Origin of the sequence: Novosphingobium indicum (assembly GCF_014645195.1) — a bacterium.
Classification (GTDB): domain Bacteria; phylum Pseudomonadota; class Alphaproteobacteria; order Sphingomonadales; family Sphingomonadaceae; genus Novosphingobium; species Novosphingobium indicum.
On sequence record NZ_BMLK01000025.1, the window covers coordinates 1 to 13709 of the forward strand.

Sequence of the window (13709 nt, forward strand, 5' to 3'; positions counted from 1 at the left end):
CGACGAAGACGGCCGGATCATTCCCATGTGCAGGCTCGTGCGGCCCGCGATGAGTGAGCGCACCGCTATAGGCGGGCTTGCGCACAGTCACTGGACGCCGATCGGCGAGGACGACTTCCGTGCCAACTGGGACATGGAGGTGGCTGACGTTCATGCCAGTATCGATACCGAGACGGTGAGCATCGTGACCGGGCTCCTGCTGCCCGTCTGGCACAAGCTTCCTGCGGATGACGTGCGCGTTTGGCGATTATCCGACGGGCATGGACAGAGCCTGCTGGGTCGCATTGTGCCCGACCGGGCACTTGGCGCACTGGGGGCGGCCTTCGATACCGACACCGGTGTTTGCCTAACCCCCTCCGCGATGATTGCCGCGGCAAGGGATGGCGGCAGCGTGGCATTGCCCGCACTGGGCGGCGCACACCTGGTGACCGCACTCGTCAACGGGCAGCGTCGCCTCGAGATCCGCAGCTTTCCGCCCGAGCGGCGCAACTGGCTCAAGTCTCTTGGCTGTTTCGTCGAAATCGTGGCGTTCGCAGCGCGCGTTTTCGTGCCCAACGATCGGGCTGAAGAAGTGCTTTCAGCGATATCGCGAGGCTGACCCGGTTTCGGCATCCGCACCATCACGCCCTGGCTCGTGAAGGGAGTGGGGGAGGGTAGGTGCGCCCGGTTGGCCGGGCGCACAGTTCTGAATCTCAAAGATGGCCTGAACCTCAAATATGGAGAACCCAGATGGCTGACCGGGCAAGTGCGTCGATCCTTATCGGCGGCGTGATTCCTCATTCGTGTATTCCTGGCCTCTTCGAAGCGATTGATCGCGACGGAGGGCGGGCTGATTGGGAAGGCGAAACACTCGATCCTGCATCGCTGCGTCCCGGCGAGACCCTCGCGGCCTTCGCCTATGCGCAGCCCGGCGGCATGTTCGAGTGGACCGAGCAGTTCTGCGAAGGCCATGGCATCGCCTTTGTGCGTAATTCCGGCAGCTGCAGCGGTGTGTTCGGCCCCGAACGCGAGGTCTTTACCGGCACCGGCACGCCCGCACAGTTCGACATGACCGAGAACGAGGAAATCGTCCTTGCTCGCAGCATGATCCGCGCGCTCGGAACCTTGGAGGCGATCGAAGTGTGGTTCGAAAGCGCGGAGTTTCGGCCGCCGCCAATCACCATCGCAGGTGGCACTGCCGACACCGGCGAGAATGGGGAGACGGACAATGGCTGATGCGTACGTGCAGGGCAGTTTCTCTTTCAGTTGCACCTATGCCGAACTGGCGCTGATCGAGGAGGCCTTCGAGGCGAGCTACGCTTTCATAGCCGAAGATACGCCCAAGGACCCGTCGCCGGAGTTTCTGGCTGCGTTTCCGCCTGTCAAACCGAAGGATCCGTGGAGCGGGTTTCTTGCCATCTTTGCCGATCCGGATTTTCCGGACTTCGGCGTGGAATTGGAAGCCGGGAACTCGCTTGAACGTCCAGAGCTAGCCACCATCTTCCTGTACTCGACAACCGACTTCCAGCCGGATGCACTCGCGCAGCTGATCCGGCACTGCTGCCAGTATACCTTGCGCCAGGCGCCTATCGGGTTCGAATGGGCCTGCAGCTGTTCTCGTCACCGGGTGGGTGAATTCGGAGGCGGGGCCTGCGCGATCTTTGCCGATGGTATGGTCTTCAAGACCACAGGCGCCGTGCTGAGTGACATGCTGTCGCGAAAATCCCATGCGGCCTCCGCCGCTGAAAGCCGCAATGGCTGGAGCGAGGATCCCGGACCCTCTCGCCGACTGGCAGGCTGAAGTGGCCAATGGCGGTACGCGGCTCGACTACTGGCCCTGGGTCGCTTTGAGCCGCCCCTGACCCTTCTTCCTCAATGAAAAGGATACGATCATGCCATCCACCGCACCGGTGGAGGCGCCCGCGCGCCTCTACAGCGAGACACCCTACGACGAACGCGGCAATTTCCATTACCAGGGCGATCTCTATCGTCCCTCCGAGGAACTGAGCACATTGTGCCGCCGGATCGAGGCGCACCTTGTGAGCCATTTTCCTGAAATCCGCTTCGCCCTTCGCAGCGAGCGATTTACCGGCGGCCGCAAGATCACGGCTGAAGTTCTCGATGCCCCTGGCGATCTGTCCACGCGCGACGCGCAGGAGACCTTCATTACGACGGTGCGCGATCAGATCGAACGCTTCGGCTTTTGCCGCACCAACCCGCTCCAGGATTACTGGAACTGCTCGTTCTATGCGGAAGTGGCCATCGGGCAGGCCTACTGGGCGGCGCTTGCGACCCGGCGCGGGCAGGCCAATCCGGTCGACAATCTGGTCTCGCTCGCGAGCTTCAGGAAGCGCCTCAAACCCGGCGACACCCTCATTCTCCTGCACGCGCCCTTCAACCATCGCGCATTGGGCGCGGCGCGCAAGGTGATCGAGGTCCGCTCGCGCGATTTCGTGTTCGAAGGGCGCAGTTACTGCGACTTCCCGCGCGCCAGCAATTTTGCCTGCGATGGACGCCTGGTGCGGATCGCGATCGGGAATGAACACGATCCGGATGCTCACCTGCTTTACGAATGGCAACCGCTGATCGCCGGCCCCAACGGGGCGGGGTCAGCTGCCATGTGACGAAAGGGAAGGGGTATGAAGGGGATGAGCCTGAGGGCGGCGACGCTTCGGGCTTTTGACCTTTACCATCTTCGAGGAGCACCACCATGGCCACCATCGCCCGCATCATCGAGCAACCCTCCGACGCGCCTGTCAGCCGCGGATACCGCGTCGACATCTCGCGCGGCCGGAACATCTCGCGCGTTTCGTCCGAATGGTTCTCGCGGCCCGACGACGAACGCTATCTCTCACTCACCGACCTTCACGCCAGCGTGCGCCGCCGGGCCGACCAAGCGACCACACGGCTCGTCGAGAGCAGGTCGGTGCGTGTCGAAGCGCGCAGCGAGGACCCGGAAATGCTCACGCTGATCGCGCCGGGTGACGACACGCCGATCGCGCCGACCAACTGGTCCTTCGGGCAGCTCGCGAGCCTGGTGGGCGCGCCCGCTTCCTATCTGCGGACGCTTCCCGCCGCGCTTGCCGGTATCAACATGCAGCATGGCCTGCTCTCGCACCGCGGTGAGCAGGTGAAGCTTCTGCAGACCAATGATGGCCGTACCGAATTGCGCGCCGTCACCGGCCCCGACTATGGCCGCATCTGGGACCACGAACTCGTCAGCGCAGTCATGCGCATTGCCGGCGATGGTGTTGGCGATACGCGCTGGAAGGTCCCGGGCGTCCTCGACTGGGGCTCGATGGTCTACAACCCCCATGTCGATGTCAGCAGCGAAACGACGACGCTCTATGCCTCCGATCGCGATGTCTTCCTGTTTCTCGTCGATGACACCCACCCGATCGAGGCCGGAAAGCTTCCCAATGGCGAGCCCGATCTCTTCTTTCGCGGCTTCTATGCCTGGAACTCGGAAGTCGGCTCCAAGACGCTGGGGATCGCGACATTCTACCTGCGCGCGGTATGTATGAACAGGAACCTGTGGGGCGTCGAGAACTTCGAGGAAATCAACATCCGCCACTCGAAATTTGCCGCCAATCGCTTCGCGCATGAGGCTGCGCCGGCCCTAGCGCACTTCGCGGATTCCTCCCCAAGAAGCTTTGTCGATGGCATCAAGCAGGCGCGCGAGCGCATCGTTGCGCGCAAGGACGAGGACCGCGAGGACTTCCTGAGGAAGCGCGGATTCTCCAAGGTCGAGGCCGGCAAGATCATTGCCAGCGTGCTCGCCGAGGAAGGCCGTCCGCCCGAGAGCCTTTACGATTTCGTGCAGGGGATCACGGCGCACGCGCGGAGCAAGACCAACCAGGACGCCCGGCTAGAGATCGAGGGCAAGGCGCGCAAGATCCTCGAAAAGGTCAATTGAACCGCCACGTGCCGGCCGCGCGATTTTTGCATCGGCCGGCACGTCTCCATCCCAAAACCGTTGGAGGTGTCTGTGGAATTCGGGCGCTATCTCGTTCTCAGCACATCCCATGTGTGCCTGAGCACAGCCGAGCGGCTCGATGCCTGGGCCGCGGTCGACCGCTCGCTTCGGCCACTGGCCGTCGCATCGACCCATGAAGGCTGGTTCGTGGCCAGCCGCGAAATCCCCGAACCGTACCGCCGGAAGGTTCCCCTGGAGCTTCTGATGGCCATGCGGTTCGCCCGGGATCTGGGGTGCAGCTACCTGCTGTTTGACTGCGATGCCGACGTCATCGATGCCCTGCCGGTGTTCCCGTGGTGAACGGCATGAACCCTGCGCAAGTTCCGCATGGTGTGCCTGTCGTTGCGGCCTGGGGCATGGGGATCGACAGCACGGCGATGATCATCGAATGGGTCGCGAGGGGCATGCCGCTTTCCGTGGTCCTCACTGCAGATACCGGCACCGAACGCGAAGAGACTTACGCCTTTCAGCCTCTGTTCCAGCAATGGATGGATGAGCGAGGCATCAAGCACCATGTGGTGCGCTATACCCCTCGCCGCTTCAAGCACTGGCCGCCCTACTTTACCCTGCTTGAAAACTGCCTCACCAACGCCACGCTGCCCTCGATCAGCTTCGGGCGCCACAGCTGCAGCCAGAAATGGAAAATCCAGCCGCAGGATCGATGGGTTTCCCACTGGAAACAGGCGCAGGACTGCTGGCGCCGCGGCAGGAAGGTCGTCAAGCTGATCGGCTACGATGCCTCTCCCGCCGATAGCCGCCGCTACGCGCATCGCGAAGGGCACATCAGCGCGCAATTCGATTACCGCTATCCCCTTCGCGAATGGGGATGGGATCGTGCCCGCTGCGCCAGCCGCATCCGTCAGGAGGGCCTGCCCGTCCCGATCAAGTCGGCCTGCTGGCTCTGTGCTGCCCAGAAAGTCGATGAACTGCGCTCACTGCCCCGCTGGTGTTTGCGCCTGATCGTGCTGGTTGAGGCACGAGCGGGGCCACGACTGCGCAGCGTCGAAGGGCTGTGGCGAACTTCCACTGCATTACGTCCAGGTTCGATGACGGCCTACATTCGGGATCAGCGACTGCTCGATCCTGATGAGGTCGATGAGATCATTGCCGGGGCTCCGGTCGATCTCGTTGAATTCCAGAAGGCAGCCGCCACCGTCCCCTTGGAAGACCGTCAACCGATGCGGGACTGGATTGAGCGCTTCAACGCAGGAATCGCCCATGCGACGGCCTGAACCCTGACTGTGCGCGCGAACCTGCGATGAAAGGGAGAAGGAAATGGAAAAGGTATAACGGTGCGGAATGGATCGCATCGCGTCATCGGAGCCTGTGCCATGTCCCTTCCTTCCACAATCCATGCTTCAGTCGGCCAATCGCTGATCGGCAAGGTCAGCCGCCTGTTCAATAACGGCGTCGCCGACGTTCTGGCCGAACTGTTGCAGAATGCACGCCGGGCCGGTGCCAGCGAGGTCGATATCGATGTCGTCGAGACCGAAGACCGCAAGCTTCTGGTCCTGCGCGACAACGGTTCCGGGATAGACGATCCTGCAAAAATACTGACCCTTGGCGACTCTGGCTGGAGCGGCGATATCGCGCGCAGCGAGGATCCGGCCGGAATGGGAGTGTTCAGCCTGGCCGGACGATATGTCGAAATCCGCTCCTATTCCCCGACTCTAGGTACGGGGTGGCGCGTTGTCATACCGCCCGAAGCCTGGGAAAGCGGCGCGCCGCTTGCCATCGAACCTTGCGATATCGGTTCCGGAACAGAAATCAGGATCGACATGCCCGAGGCGTGGCAACGAGATCTTCCGAGCGCGGCGTCGAACGCTGCCCGCCATTATCCGCTGCCGGTCCGGTATCGCGGCGACAGACTCGATCGCGAGGACTTTCTCGCCGGCGCGTGCCGGATCGAGGAATGGCAAGGCTGCCGGATCGGCATCTACCGTGATCGCGGTTCGTGGCCCACAAGCTATCCCCGCATCAACTTTCACGGCCTCACCGTCCTGTGCCCGATGCCGAGCGTTACCGAAGTAGGCGTCGACCGGTGCTGGCAGGTCCGTGTGGACATCCTGGAATCAGCAGTGCTGCACCTTGTCCTGCCTGCTCGGAAGGAAATGGTTCAGAACGCGGCGCTCGAAAATTTGCGCGAGGCGGCAGAACGGGCGATCTACCGGACGATCGCTGAACGCTCCGGCCATCGACTTGCCCATGCACAGTGGCTGCGCGCCCGGGACCTCGGCGTTGATCTTGGCGAGGCGGAACCCTGGCTGCCGGCCTGGTTTCCGCACACGGCAGAGGGCATTCGGAACCACGAGTTCGAATGCGTGAGAGAAGTGCCAATGATCCTGTTCCCTGAACGCGGACCGGCTGTAGAGCAATGCGCGGCGCGCGTTCTGGAGCGCGGCGATCCCCTGGGCGGAACGCTGGTGTGCGAAGTCACCGCGTTCACCGGCTATCGCTGGTATGACCGCCTGCCGCGCATCGCACGGTTGTCCTTTGCGATCTCGACCGAAGCCGGGATGTTCCGCTTCGAGGACGATCAAGTCCCGATTACGGGGCTTGAGTCCGGGCGGGTAACATCGATCAGACTTGATGTTGCGGTCAGGCTGCCAGATCACGGTGAGGACAAGGCGTCCTCGCACGTAATCCCCGCGGATGTGCTGATCTTACCCGATGATGGCTGGTCTTCCGACCTCGATACGGTCATGGTCCTGCTCACGCAGAGCTGCACGATTGATCCGGAGGATCTGGCCATTCTCCTTGAGGATGCCTGCTTTTGTGCCGGAGACGACGCTGACCACGACAGCTGGGAAACCCAGTGGCGCGAATTCCGGATGCGGGCGCGGCAGGTCGCCAATACTCTGCTGCTTGGCGAGGACGCCGCCATTCTCGAGCGGATACGCGACATCGTCTCCGAGGAAGTTGCCTGGCTCATTCCCGCCGGACGGAAGGTGACCATTCTGACTGGAGAAGCCAGCGTGGAACTGTCCTTCGCCGATGATGCTGGAATGTGACGCGCCTGAATGACGTGCGACCCGTCACACGCAGGGGCGCCTATCGACACGCATCACCCGGCTTTCCATCATGCCGGGAATGTGCAGACTCGAGGCATCGGAGGATTGTCGGATGACCGCAGAGCCGTTGGAAACACCAAACGCTGACCTTGCAACGTTCATCGAGCGCTTGCGGGACTCTGGCACATCGTTCATTTCGCCGAAGCGTATATCCGAGGTCCTTGGCGTCGAGCTTGCGGGTCTGGCCATCCTCGCAGGTGTCGATGGTAATGCCCTGCAAAGCCCGGGTTCCGAACGCCTTCAGGTCAGGCTGCAGGAGGTGGCGCGGGTAATTTCGGCGGCCGCGACGATGACCGGCGATGTGTCGAAGGCAATCTGCTGGTATCGGAACGAGCCGATTACCGGTTACGATCACAAGACAGCCGCCGAACTGGTCGCTGCAGGTCATGCCGGTGCGGTGATGGCGCATTTGCATGATCTGGAGAATGGCGCGAGCGGGTGACGATCAGCCCGTTCGGGCGACATTGATGATCGCCCCGAACCAGGATTGGAGAAGCTCCATGCACAATGCCGATATCGGCTGCACGCTATCGCCGCGGCGAGCAGAACTTACGAGCTTTGATCGGGCTTATAATGTTGCCCTCCGCGCGCGCCAGCAAACGGGTCTCCGCCAGTTCATCGTCAGGACCGGCAATCCGTTTCAGCCGATCCGCACAAGCTGTCTGGCGCCTGGCAACGACGAAAGCATTCTCGCGCTTGTCGCATGAAGGGACTGGCCACTTGCCTCACATGCTGCCGTCAATCGTTGTCGTGCTGAGTGGCAAACTTCGGTGCATGACAAGAGGTGCAAGCTGTGGCATGTATTCATATTCATGTCACAGTATTGATCATCAGCCATATAGGCCTGCGCTATGACAATCCAGATTTCGATAACACCCAGCGGCAGGCTGAGTTTGCCAGCCGATATCCGCAAGCGGCTTGGCCTTGCAGGGGGCGGGTCGCTGATCGTCGAGGAAACCCCTGACGGCGTGATCCTGCGCACTGTCGCCCAGTCAGTCGCGCACGCCCGCGCGCTCGCCCGGAAATATACCGCTGACCGGCCTGATGCCTCGGTCGATGCATTTCTCGCGAACCGGCGTGAAGACAGCGGGGCATGAGCGCATTCATTCTCGATGCGTCTGCACTCCTGGCCATGCTCCGGGAGGAGCCGGGCGGTGACAAAGTGGCCGAAGCGCTTGGCGATGCGCGCATGAGCGTGGTCAACTACGCGGAAGTCGTCAGCCACTTCATTCATAATGGCATGCCCCCACACGAAGTAGATGACATGCTGCATCCCTTGCCAATCTCCCTTGTTCCAGCTGATGCCGATACCGCAAGGCTTGCGGGGCACTTGCGTGCCTTGACTGCTGACGCCGGGCTGTCCCTGGGCGACCGCTTTTGTCTCGCCCTGGCCTCGATCGAGAATGTGCCGGCCTGGACATCGGACCGACAGTGGAGCGCAGTTGCCGAAAAGGTCGGTGTTGAAGTGGTCGCCATTCGGTGAAGACCGATGGAACGGGCCGCCGACCCTATTGTCGAACCGCCAGCGATAGCCTTGGTTTGGCCAAGGAACAGGAAGCAACGCGTCAGGGGCGGCTCGATGCGCTTCGCGTCGAGATCGAGCATGGTGCTACCAGCGGCCCCGGCATTTCCGGCGATCAGGTATTCGCGAACGCGCGCAAACGGATCGCCGGCATCGCCGCCGACGCTACGAACAGGTGATGGATCTGCACTTTTTGCCTGAGGCGGAAGCAGGCCGTATCCAGACCGTTGCCGTCATCGCTCGCGATCTCGGTGAGATATTTTCGTCCGGTTAGCCGCTTCCTTCTGCACCGCGACGCGCAAACACCAGGATAGCATCGGCCATATGTTAAGCCTTGATCATTGCGGAGGATCGCCGGACAGGGGGCGCATGGTCTTGCCGCGAATCAATTGCTGGACGTTCCGCGCTCGCTTCGGCGCGCACGGTGGGCCGCGCTCGAAGGCCATGGTTTGATGGCGTCACACCAACCCACGTATCGCCGCCTTACTGGCCTGCTGCGCCTCAACGGCCGCAGCGCCGTTCTCGAAACGGGCGATGGGGAATTGATCTTCCTCGTTTCCGAGGACGATCTTTCCCCATTCCATGACCAACAGGTTGTCACCGAAGGCCAGATGGCCGGACCAGACCGGCTCACGTTGACCTGGATCGCTTCAGCTTCAGCCTGACCTCAACGCGCACCGAGCGACTGCAAGCAGATGTGCGCAATCCTTCGTGAACGGATCGCCATTTCATCCCCAGGGCACTGATCAGATCCGCCTTCGCCGCGAACCGGAAGTGCGGTCAAGTTCAGCCGCGGAAACTTCGAGATCCACAGCAAGCTGGGTGAGGGCGCGCGCCGCGCCCAGCCGCATCATGCCATCGCCATGCGTGCCTGAACACTCGCGCGCTGCACGCTTGCGGGCAAGGTTCGCGACGGTGCGAAGCGTTTCCGAGTCCATCGTCCAAGAATACCTCTGAAATGAGGAGCGGGCCAGTTCGTCCAGGTTGGCGGACGGCGTACCGCGGGAGGCGAGGGCGTTGCGCCCGGCCACGCAAAGGTGAGGCTGCGCGGGCGGGATATAGAGGAGAGGAGGTCCGAAGAGGGAGTCGCGAAGAAATGGTTCGAGAGCGACATCATCAAGGAGTGAAGATCATGAACATTGGAGAAGTTCGCAGCGTCAATGGCCGCCTCACCGGTTCCATCGCCACCCGCACCATCGACCTGCCGCGTATCGGTCTGCGCAAGGTCGAGAGCATGAGCGACCGTGCGCCCGCTTACGAGATCCTGGCGCTCAATGTCGCCCGGCGCTGGGTCCAGATCGGTGCGCTTTGGGAGGCTTTCTCGAAGAAGACCGGGGAAGCCTTCCTTGCCGGATCGGTCGATGATCCGGGCCTTCCCGAACCGCTGCCCGTCGCGCTCTTCCCGACCGAAGACGGTGGCTACACCATCGCCTGGCGGCGCGAGACCATGCGGTCCGAGTTCGCCGGTGGCTTCAGCGGGATGCAGCGCTCCTACGACGAGCGTGGACAGGAAGGCTTCGGCGGCAGCACCGCAGGCGCCGATGGCGCGCTGATGGGCGCGGGCGCCGACGAAGGCGACGAACCGCTGTTCTGATCCTGCACGAACAGCACCTTGCGAAGGCCGGGGGCGCAATCAGCGCCTCCGGCCTTTTCTTGTCCAGATCCCGAGACGTGAAAGGCACCCTACCATGACCAGCACCCTGCACACACGCAACGTCGATCGCTTCGCCGACCTCAAGACCCTCTATGCCGAGATGACCGCCACCCCGGAATTCCAGGCGGCGTTCGGCGATCCGCTTGCCGTCTCTATCATCCAGCCGGGCGAGGAGCCGGGCGAACACGACATGCCCGAACCCTTTGCAGCCCAGGCCGAATGCGGCGGCGTGATCGCCGCGATCTTCGACCTGTTCACCGGCACCCGGCTCGAACCGCTTGGCGCAGAAATCGCCTGGGGTTTCGTGAACAGCTTCCACTTCGTTGCTGGAAAGCTGGAAAGGCGTGAGGACGCCATTGCCCTCGAACTGGGCGATCTGGCCCGTCATCCCGACATGAGCGAGGTCTACAACAACGAGCTCGAAGAAAAGCAGCTGCTGTGCCAGTCGCTGGCCGAGCAGCGCGCCGCGATCGAATGTATGCGCGACTATGCCGCCGAGATGTATCGCGTGCAGTCGGGCTGGCCCTGGTCCCCGGCTCGCGGCAGCAAGGCCTCTTCGGCTTCGTCCGCGAGCCAGATCGCGGCGCTCGATTTCCTGCGCGCTCGCGAACTGGCCGCGCGCGAAAAGCACAGTCCCAGGGGACCTGTCGTGGTGTTCTCTGGCCCCGCTCAATGGCACGACTGGGAGACGCTGTGGGCGCGGCTCGATGAGATCAAGGCGCGTGTGCCGCACATGACATTGGTCACGACCGGACAGCGCAAGGGCGCCGATGCCATCGCGGCAGCCTGGGCCGCGCGGCCGGAGAACAGCGTGCCGCTCGTCGCCTACGGGCTCTACGGTTCGGGTCGGAAGACGGCCTTCACCCGCAACCGCAAGCTGGCGGAACTGAAGCCGGTCGAGGCGCTGCTGTGCGAAGGATCGGGCCTCCAGGCGAACCTCTATCAGGTCCTGCGCGAGGCCAATGTTCCGATCCATGCCTTCCGCAAGGCGGACCAGATTGCGGATACCGTTGTCCCACGCATGCGGGCGTGAGGCCAGCGTGACCATCCGGGGAAGGGCCAGTGGCCCGCCCCATCATATTCCCATGACAGGAGGTCCGCATGGCAATCCCTGAACCTTATCGCCGCAATTTCGAGACGCTGCTTCGTGCCGCGGCCGATGGCAATCTCGCGCTCATGGAGTGCAGAGATGCCCTGACCGGCGTTCCTCGCTACGTCGTCACGGCCGTGGGTCGCGACGGGGACGATTTCGTTATAACGCCCTTCGGTCATCTCCAGGAAGGGAACCCTTTTGACGCCTACATTCCGCCTGATCCGGGGTGATGGCGCACCTCCGACCGCGTGATAACGCCGCCGTGGACATAGTTCGTCCGCGCGACTGACCGGACAATTCGGGCTGGCCGCACTCCGCGCGCGCCAGCCCATTTTTGTGCTGTTTGGGATTACACCCCTTCCGCTGATCCCTCCGTCAAACATGCAACCATTGGCTGTCAAAAGCCCCGTCATGGGCATCGAGCCCATGCCAGGGCTCGGGCGTATGGGGCAGGCGCCCGTGTATTATTCTCTCTTCCAACAAGTCCAAGTATGGCACGGAGTCAGCCCCGGCCTCAAGGATCGACGGCCCCTCCAATTTGCTTCGCAAATCGGTTCCTCCGTCGCCCGCTTCGCGGCCGGGCTGCGCCCGGTCCTTGACCCCGGCGCTCGCAGCCCGTGCCGGAGGGGAAGCCTCTTTTCCTAGTTTCAAGGAGGCTACGATGAACACCAAGCGCACCATTCGCGACTTTTCCGAAATCGCCGATCTCATCGCCGCGGAAACCCTGACACCGGCCGACGGCTTCACCACCGCTTTCGAAACGGGCCTCGATGCGAGCCGCATGGGTATAGCCGAAGACGAACTGACCTGCGACATGCCAGACGCCATGCAGGCGCAGCTCGCCACCGAGATGCTGGTTGCCACGCTCTTCGACGTGCTGCGCGATACCCGCATAGAAAGCCTTGCGCCGCGTCTTGCCTGGGGGATCGTCAACTCCTTCCACAAGGTGGCCGAGCAGCTCGATGGCGAAGCCGACCGGGCAGCGATGAAGGTGCGCGATCTTGCCCGCGATGCCGACGGCAGCGAGGTACTGATGGGTGAGCTGGAGGAAGCGCAGGTGCTCTGCCAGTCCCTCGACGAAGCGCGCGATGCAGTGGCCTGCATGCGCGATCATGCAGCGGCAACCTATCTTGCGGAAAGCGGTCGGCCCTGGTCGTCGGTGCGGGGCTCGCTGGTCTCTTCCAAGCGCACCGCTTCGGTCATTGCGGCGCAGGACTTTCTCGCCGCGCGGCGGATGCGCAAGGCCGAGGCGCACGCTCCGCAAGGTCCGGTGGTGGTCTTCTCGGGAGGGCAGGTCTGGGAGGATCATGAACTCCTCACCGATGCTCTCGATTCGGTGAAGGCGAGGGTGCCGAACATGGTGCTGGCAACTACTGCGCAGGACAAGGGGTGTGATGCTATCGCGGCGGCCTGGGCGGCGCGCAGCGGGACCATGCTCATCGCCTTCACGCTCGACCGGCGCCTGGGCAAGCGGGCGGGGTTTGCCCGCAACGAGCAGCTCCTGGCGCTGCGTCCGGTCGAAGCGATCGTCTGCGAGGGCTCAGGGCTGCAGTCGCATCTTGCCCGTGAGGTGAGGGCGAAGCGCATCCCGGCGCGCTTCTTCGCGCTGAAGGACCAGCGCACCAACCGGGACGCAGCGTAGGCGGCAACAAATGGCGGCCGGTCGGGCTTCGGCTCGGCCGGTCCCATTTCTTTTTCCAGCGTGAAAATCGCCCCCACTCAGGGACCCGAAGCCTCTCGGCTTCGAGCCCGTCGCGGGGCCGATGCGGAGCCACGAGTGTGGCTCCGGCCTCCTGCGCGTGGCTACGCCATGCTCGTCGCTGGGGCATCCCTTCGGGATGACTTGCTATTCGTGGGAGTACCTGGTTGGGAGGAAGCGCTCACCTCCGGGAGCGCCCGAAGGGCAGTCACGGCAGCCGCGCCGCCACACCGGATCGCGGCGGTAAGCAGGTCACAAGATTCCCGTTCGGTGAGGTCTTCTACCGGGAGGTCAGCGACGATCTCGGCGTATTTGCCGCGCAAGGCGCGGCGGGTCTTTTCCACCTCTTCGTCCATCATGCGTTGGCGCGCTTCAAGGTCGGCGAGGCGTTCACGGTCGGTCTTCTTGGGCATGTCCATCGGTCCTTCGATGGTCTGCCCGCCGGCCCCTTTATCGGTCGCCCGAAGGCGGCCTGCAATCCCTGGATCGGAAGGTCGTCATGAATTCGAAGGTTCGACTATGCGGCACCATGATCGGCCTGCCGGTGTCCCACCGGCGAAAGGACAAGGCCCCCTTCGGGGGAGCCGCGCCCCTTCCGGGACGTGGCGACGCAGCGAGAAATCGCTGCGCAAGAAAGCACTCACGGCCGTGGCCGTTTTGTAATGCACCGTACGCACCAGTGCTGCCCATAAAGTGGCTTAGTTTCAACAGCTTA

Annotated in this window: 19 protein-coding genes and 1 pseudogene; 19 read left to right on the plus strand and 1 reads right to left on the minus strand. The window is 63.0% G+C overall.

Features of this window, described 5'->3' with window-relative positions; translation table 11 throughout:
* From IEX64_RS19755 to IEX64_RS19820, 14 genes and pseudogenes are all read left to right on the plus strand, one after another.
* Nucleotides 1–598, plus strand: a pseudogene (locus tag IEX64_RS19755) (methylase); the annotation flags it as partial.
* Nucleotides 599–729: 131 nt separating this feature from the next.
* Nucleotides 730–1215, plus strand: a complete 486-nt coding sequence (locus tag IEX64_RS19760) for a hypothetical protein (protein ID WP_188822506.1) — start codon at nt 730–732, stop codon at nt 1213–1215.
* Entirely contained in the window at nt 1208–1780 is a 573-nt protein-coding gene (locus IEX64_RS19765) for a hypothetical protein (protein WP_229710593.1), read from the plus strand. Before IEX64_RS19760 ends, IEX64_RS19765 begins: the two co-directional genes overlap by 8 nt.
* Before the next feature lie 91 nt (nt 1781–1871).
* Nucleotides 1872–2603: a hotdog family protein gene (locus IEX64_RS19770; protein WP_188822508.1), complete on the plus strand. Its 732-nt coding sequence runs from the start codon at nt 1872–1874 to the stop codon at nt 2601–2603.
* Between the two features lie 86 nt (nt 2604–2689).
* Nucleotides 2690–3895 carry a DUF932 domain-containing protein gene (locus IEX64_RS19775; protein ID WP_188822510.1) on the plus strand — a complete coding sequence of 402 codons (1206 nt, stop codon included), beginning with the start codon at nt 2690–2692 and terminating at the stop codon, nt 3893–3895.
* Between the two features lie 72 nt (nt 3896–3967).
* Entirely contained in the window at nt 3968–4255 is a 288-nt protein-coding gene (locus IEX64_RS19780; protein WP_188822512.1) for a DUF5983 family protein, read from the plus strand.
* A gap of 5 nt (nt 4256–4260) precedes the next feature.
* Nucleotides 4261–5187: a hypothetical protein gene (locus tag IEX64_RS19785; RefSeq protein ID WP_188822513.1), complete on the plus strand. Its 927-nt coding sequence runs from the start codon at nt 4261–4263 to the stop codon at nt 5185–5187.
* Between the two features lie 99 nt (nt 5188–5286).
* The gene (locus IEX64_RS19790) at nt 5287–6966 is read left to right on the plus strand and encodes an ATP-binding protein (RefSeq protein ID WP_188822515.1); all 1680 of its coding nucleotides are present in this window, start codon (nt 5287–5289) and stop codon (nt 6964–6966) included.
* 112 nt (nt 6967–7078) lie between these two features.
* A complete protein-coding gene (locus tag IEX64_RS19795) occupies nt 7079–7468 on the plus strand; it encodes a hypothetical protein (RefSeq protein ID WP_188822516.1) in 390 nt (129 codons plus the stop codon).
* Between the two features lie 58 nt (nt 7469–7526).
* Nucleotides 7527–7733 (plus strand): hypothetical protein, encoded by a 207-nt coding sequence (locus IEX64_RS19800; RefSeq protein ID WP_188822518.1) that lies wholly within the window; start codon nt 7527–7529, stop codon nt 7731–7733.
* A gap of 144 nt (nt 7734–7877) precedes the next feature.
* Entirely contained in the window at nt 7878–8123 is a 246-nt protein-coding gene (locus IEX64_RS19805) for an AbrB/MazE/SpoVT family DNA-binding domain-containing protein (protein ID WP_039286629.1), read from the plus strand.
* Nucleotides 8120–8509 carry a type II toxin-antitoxin system VapC family toxin gene (locus tag IEX64_RS19810; protein ID WP_188822520.1) on the plus strand — a complete coding sequence of 130 codons (390 nt, stop codon included), beginning with the start codon at nt 8120–8122 and terminating at the stop codon, nt 8507–8509. Before IEX64_RS19805 ends, IEX64_RS19810 begins: the two co-directional genes overlap by 4 nt.
* Before the next feature lie 56 nt (nt 8510–8565).
* Nucleotides 8566–8727, plus strand: a complete 162-nt coding sequence (locus IEX64_RS19815) for a hypothetical protein (protein WP_188822522.1) — start codon at nt 8566–8568, stop codon at nt 8725–8727.
* A 273-nt stretch (nt 8728–9000) separates the two neighbouring features.
* On the plus strand, nt 9001–9213 hold the full coding sequence (locus IEX64_RS19820) for a DUF5818 domain-containing protein (RefSeq protein ID WP_188822524.1): 213 nt from the start codon (nt 9001–9003) through the stop codon (nt 9211–9213).
* A gap of 81 nt (nt 9214–9294) precedes the next feature.
* Here the strand turns inward: IEX64_RS19820 and IEX64_RS19825 are convergent, their stop codons facing one another.
* Nucleotides 9295–9486: a hypothetical protein gene (locus IEX64_RS19825; RefSeq protein WP_188822526.1), complete on the minus strand. Its 192-nt coding sequence runs from the start codon at nt 9484–9486 to the stop codon at nt 9295–9297.
* Nucleotides 9487–9680: 194 nt separating this feature from the next.
* On the opposite strand from IEX64_RS19825, the gene IEX64_RS19830 reads away from it, so the two are divergent.
* The 5 genes from IEX64_RS19830 (at nt 9681) to IEX64_RS19850 (ending at nt 13497) form a co-directional block, all read left to right on the plus strand.
* The gene (locus IEX64_RS19830) at nt 9681–10142 is read left to right on the plus strand and encodes a DUF736 domain-containing protein (protein WP_188822528.1); all 462 of its coding nucleotides are present in this window, start codon (nt 9681–9683) and stop codon (nt 10140–10142) included.
* A gap of 94 nt (nt 10143–10236) precedes the next feature.
* A complete protein-coding gene (locus IEX64_RS19835) occupies nt 10237–11235 on the plus strand; it encodes a DUF2493 domain-containing protein (protein WP_188822530.1) in 999 nt (332 codons plus the stop codon).
* A 68-nt stretch (nt 11236–11303) separates the two neighbouring features.
* Nucleotides 11304–11525, plus strand: coding sequence for a DUF6117 family protein (locus tag IEX64_RS19840; protein WP_188822532.1), 222 nt, complete (start codon nt 11304–11306; stop codon nt 11523–11525).
* A 431-nt stretch (nt 11526–11956) separates the two neighbouring features.
* The gene (locus IEX64_RS19845; RefSeq protein WP_188822534.1) at nt 11957–12937 is read left to right on the plus strand and encodes a DUF2493 domain-containing protein; all 981 of its coding nucleotides are present in this window, start codon (nt 11957–11959) and stop codon (nt 12935–12937) included.
* A 224-nt stretch (nt 12938–13161) separates the two neighbouring features.
* Nucleotides 13162–13497, plus strand: a complete 336-nt coding sequence (locus IEX64_RS19850) for a hypothetical protein (protein WP_188822536.1) — start codon at nt 13162–13164, stop codon at nt 13495–13497.
* Nucleotides 13498–13709 lie beyond the last annotated feature (212 nt).

Bases quoted from the DNA above. Each gene is read 5' to 3' on its own strand.
- IEX64_RS19760 (WP_188822506.1), top strand. From the start codon at position 730: ATGGCTGACCGGGCAAGTGCGTCGATCCTTATCGGCGGCGTGATTCCT.
- IEX64_RS19765 (WP_229710593.1), top strand. From the start codon at position 1,208: ATGGCTGATGCGTACGTGCAGGGCAGTTTCTCTTTCAGTTGCACCTAT.
- IEX64_RS19770 (WP_188822508.1), top strand. From the start codon at position 1,872: ATGCCATCCACCGCACCGGTGGAGGCGCCCGCGCGCCTCTACAGCGAG.
- IEX64_RS19775 (WP_188822510.1), top strand. From the start codon at position 2,690: ATGGCCACCATCGCCCGCATCATCGAGCAACCCTCCGACGCGCCTGTC.
- IEX64_RS19785 (WP_188822513.1), top strand. From the start codon at position 4,261: ATGAACCCTGCGCAAGTTCCGCATGGTGTGCCTGTCGTTGCGGCCTGG.
- IEX64_RS19790 (WP_188822515.1), top strand. From the start codon at position 5,287: ATGTCCCTTCCTTCCACAATCCATGCTTCAGTCGGCCAATCGCTGATC.
- IEX64_RS19795 (WP_188822516.1), top strand. From the start codon at position 7,079: ATGACCGCAGAGCCGTTGGAAACACCAAACGCTGACCTTGCAACGTTC.
- IEX64_RS19800 (WP_188822518.1), top strand. From the start codon at position 7,527: ATGCACAATGCCGATATCGGCTGCACGCTATCGCCGCGGCGAGCAGAA.
- IEX64_RS19805 (WP_039286629.1), top strand. From the start codon at position 7,878: ATGACAATCCAGATTTCGATAACACCCAGCGGCAGGCTGAGTTTGCCA.
- IEX64_RS19810 (WP_188822520.1), top strand. From the start codon at position 8,120: ATGAGCGCATTCATTCTCGATGCGTCTGCACTCCTGGCCATGCTCCGG.
- IEX64_RS19820 (WP_188822524.1), top strand. From the start codon at position 9,001: ATGGCGTCACACCAACCCACGTATCGCCGCCTTACTGGCCTGCTGCGC.
- IEX64_RS19825 (WP_188822526.1), bottom strand. From the start codon at position 9,486: ATGGACTCGGAAACGCTTCGCACCGTCGCGAACCTTGCCCGCAAGCGT.
- IEX64_RS19830 (WP_188822528.1), top strand. From the start codon at position 9,681: ATGAACATTGGAGAAGTTCGCAGCGTCAATGGCCGCCTCACCGGTTCC.
- IEX64_RS19835 (WP_188822530.1), top strand. From the start codon at position 10,237: ATGACCAGCACCCTGCACACACGCAACGTCGATCGCTTCGCCGACCTC.
- IEX64_RS19840 (WP_188822532.1), top strand. From the start codon at position 11,304: ATGGCAATCCCTGAACCTTATCGCCGCAATTTCGAGACGCTGCTTCGT.
- IEX64_RS19845 (WP_188822534.1), top strand. From the start codon at position 11,957: ATGAACACCAAGCGCACCATTCGCGACTTTTCCGAAATCGCCGATCTC.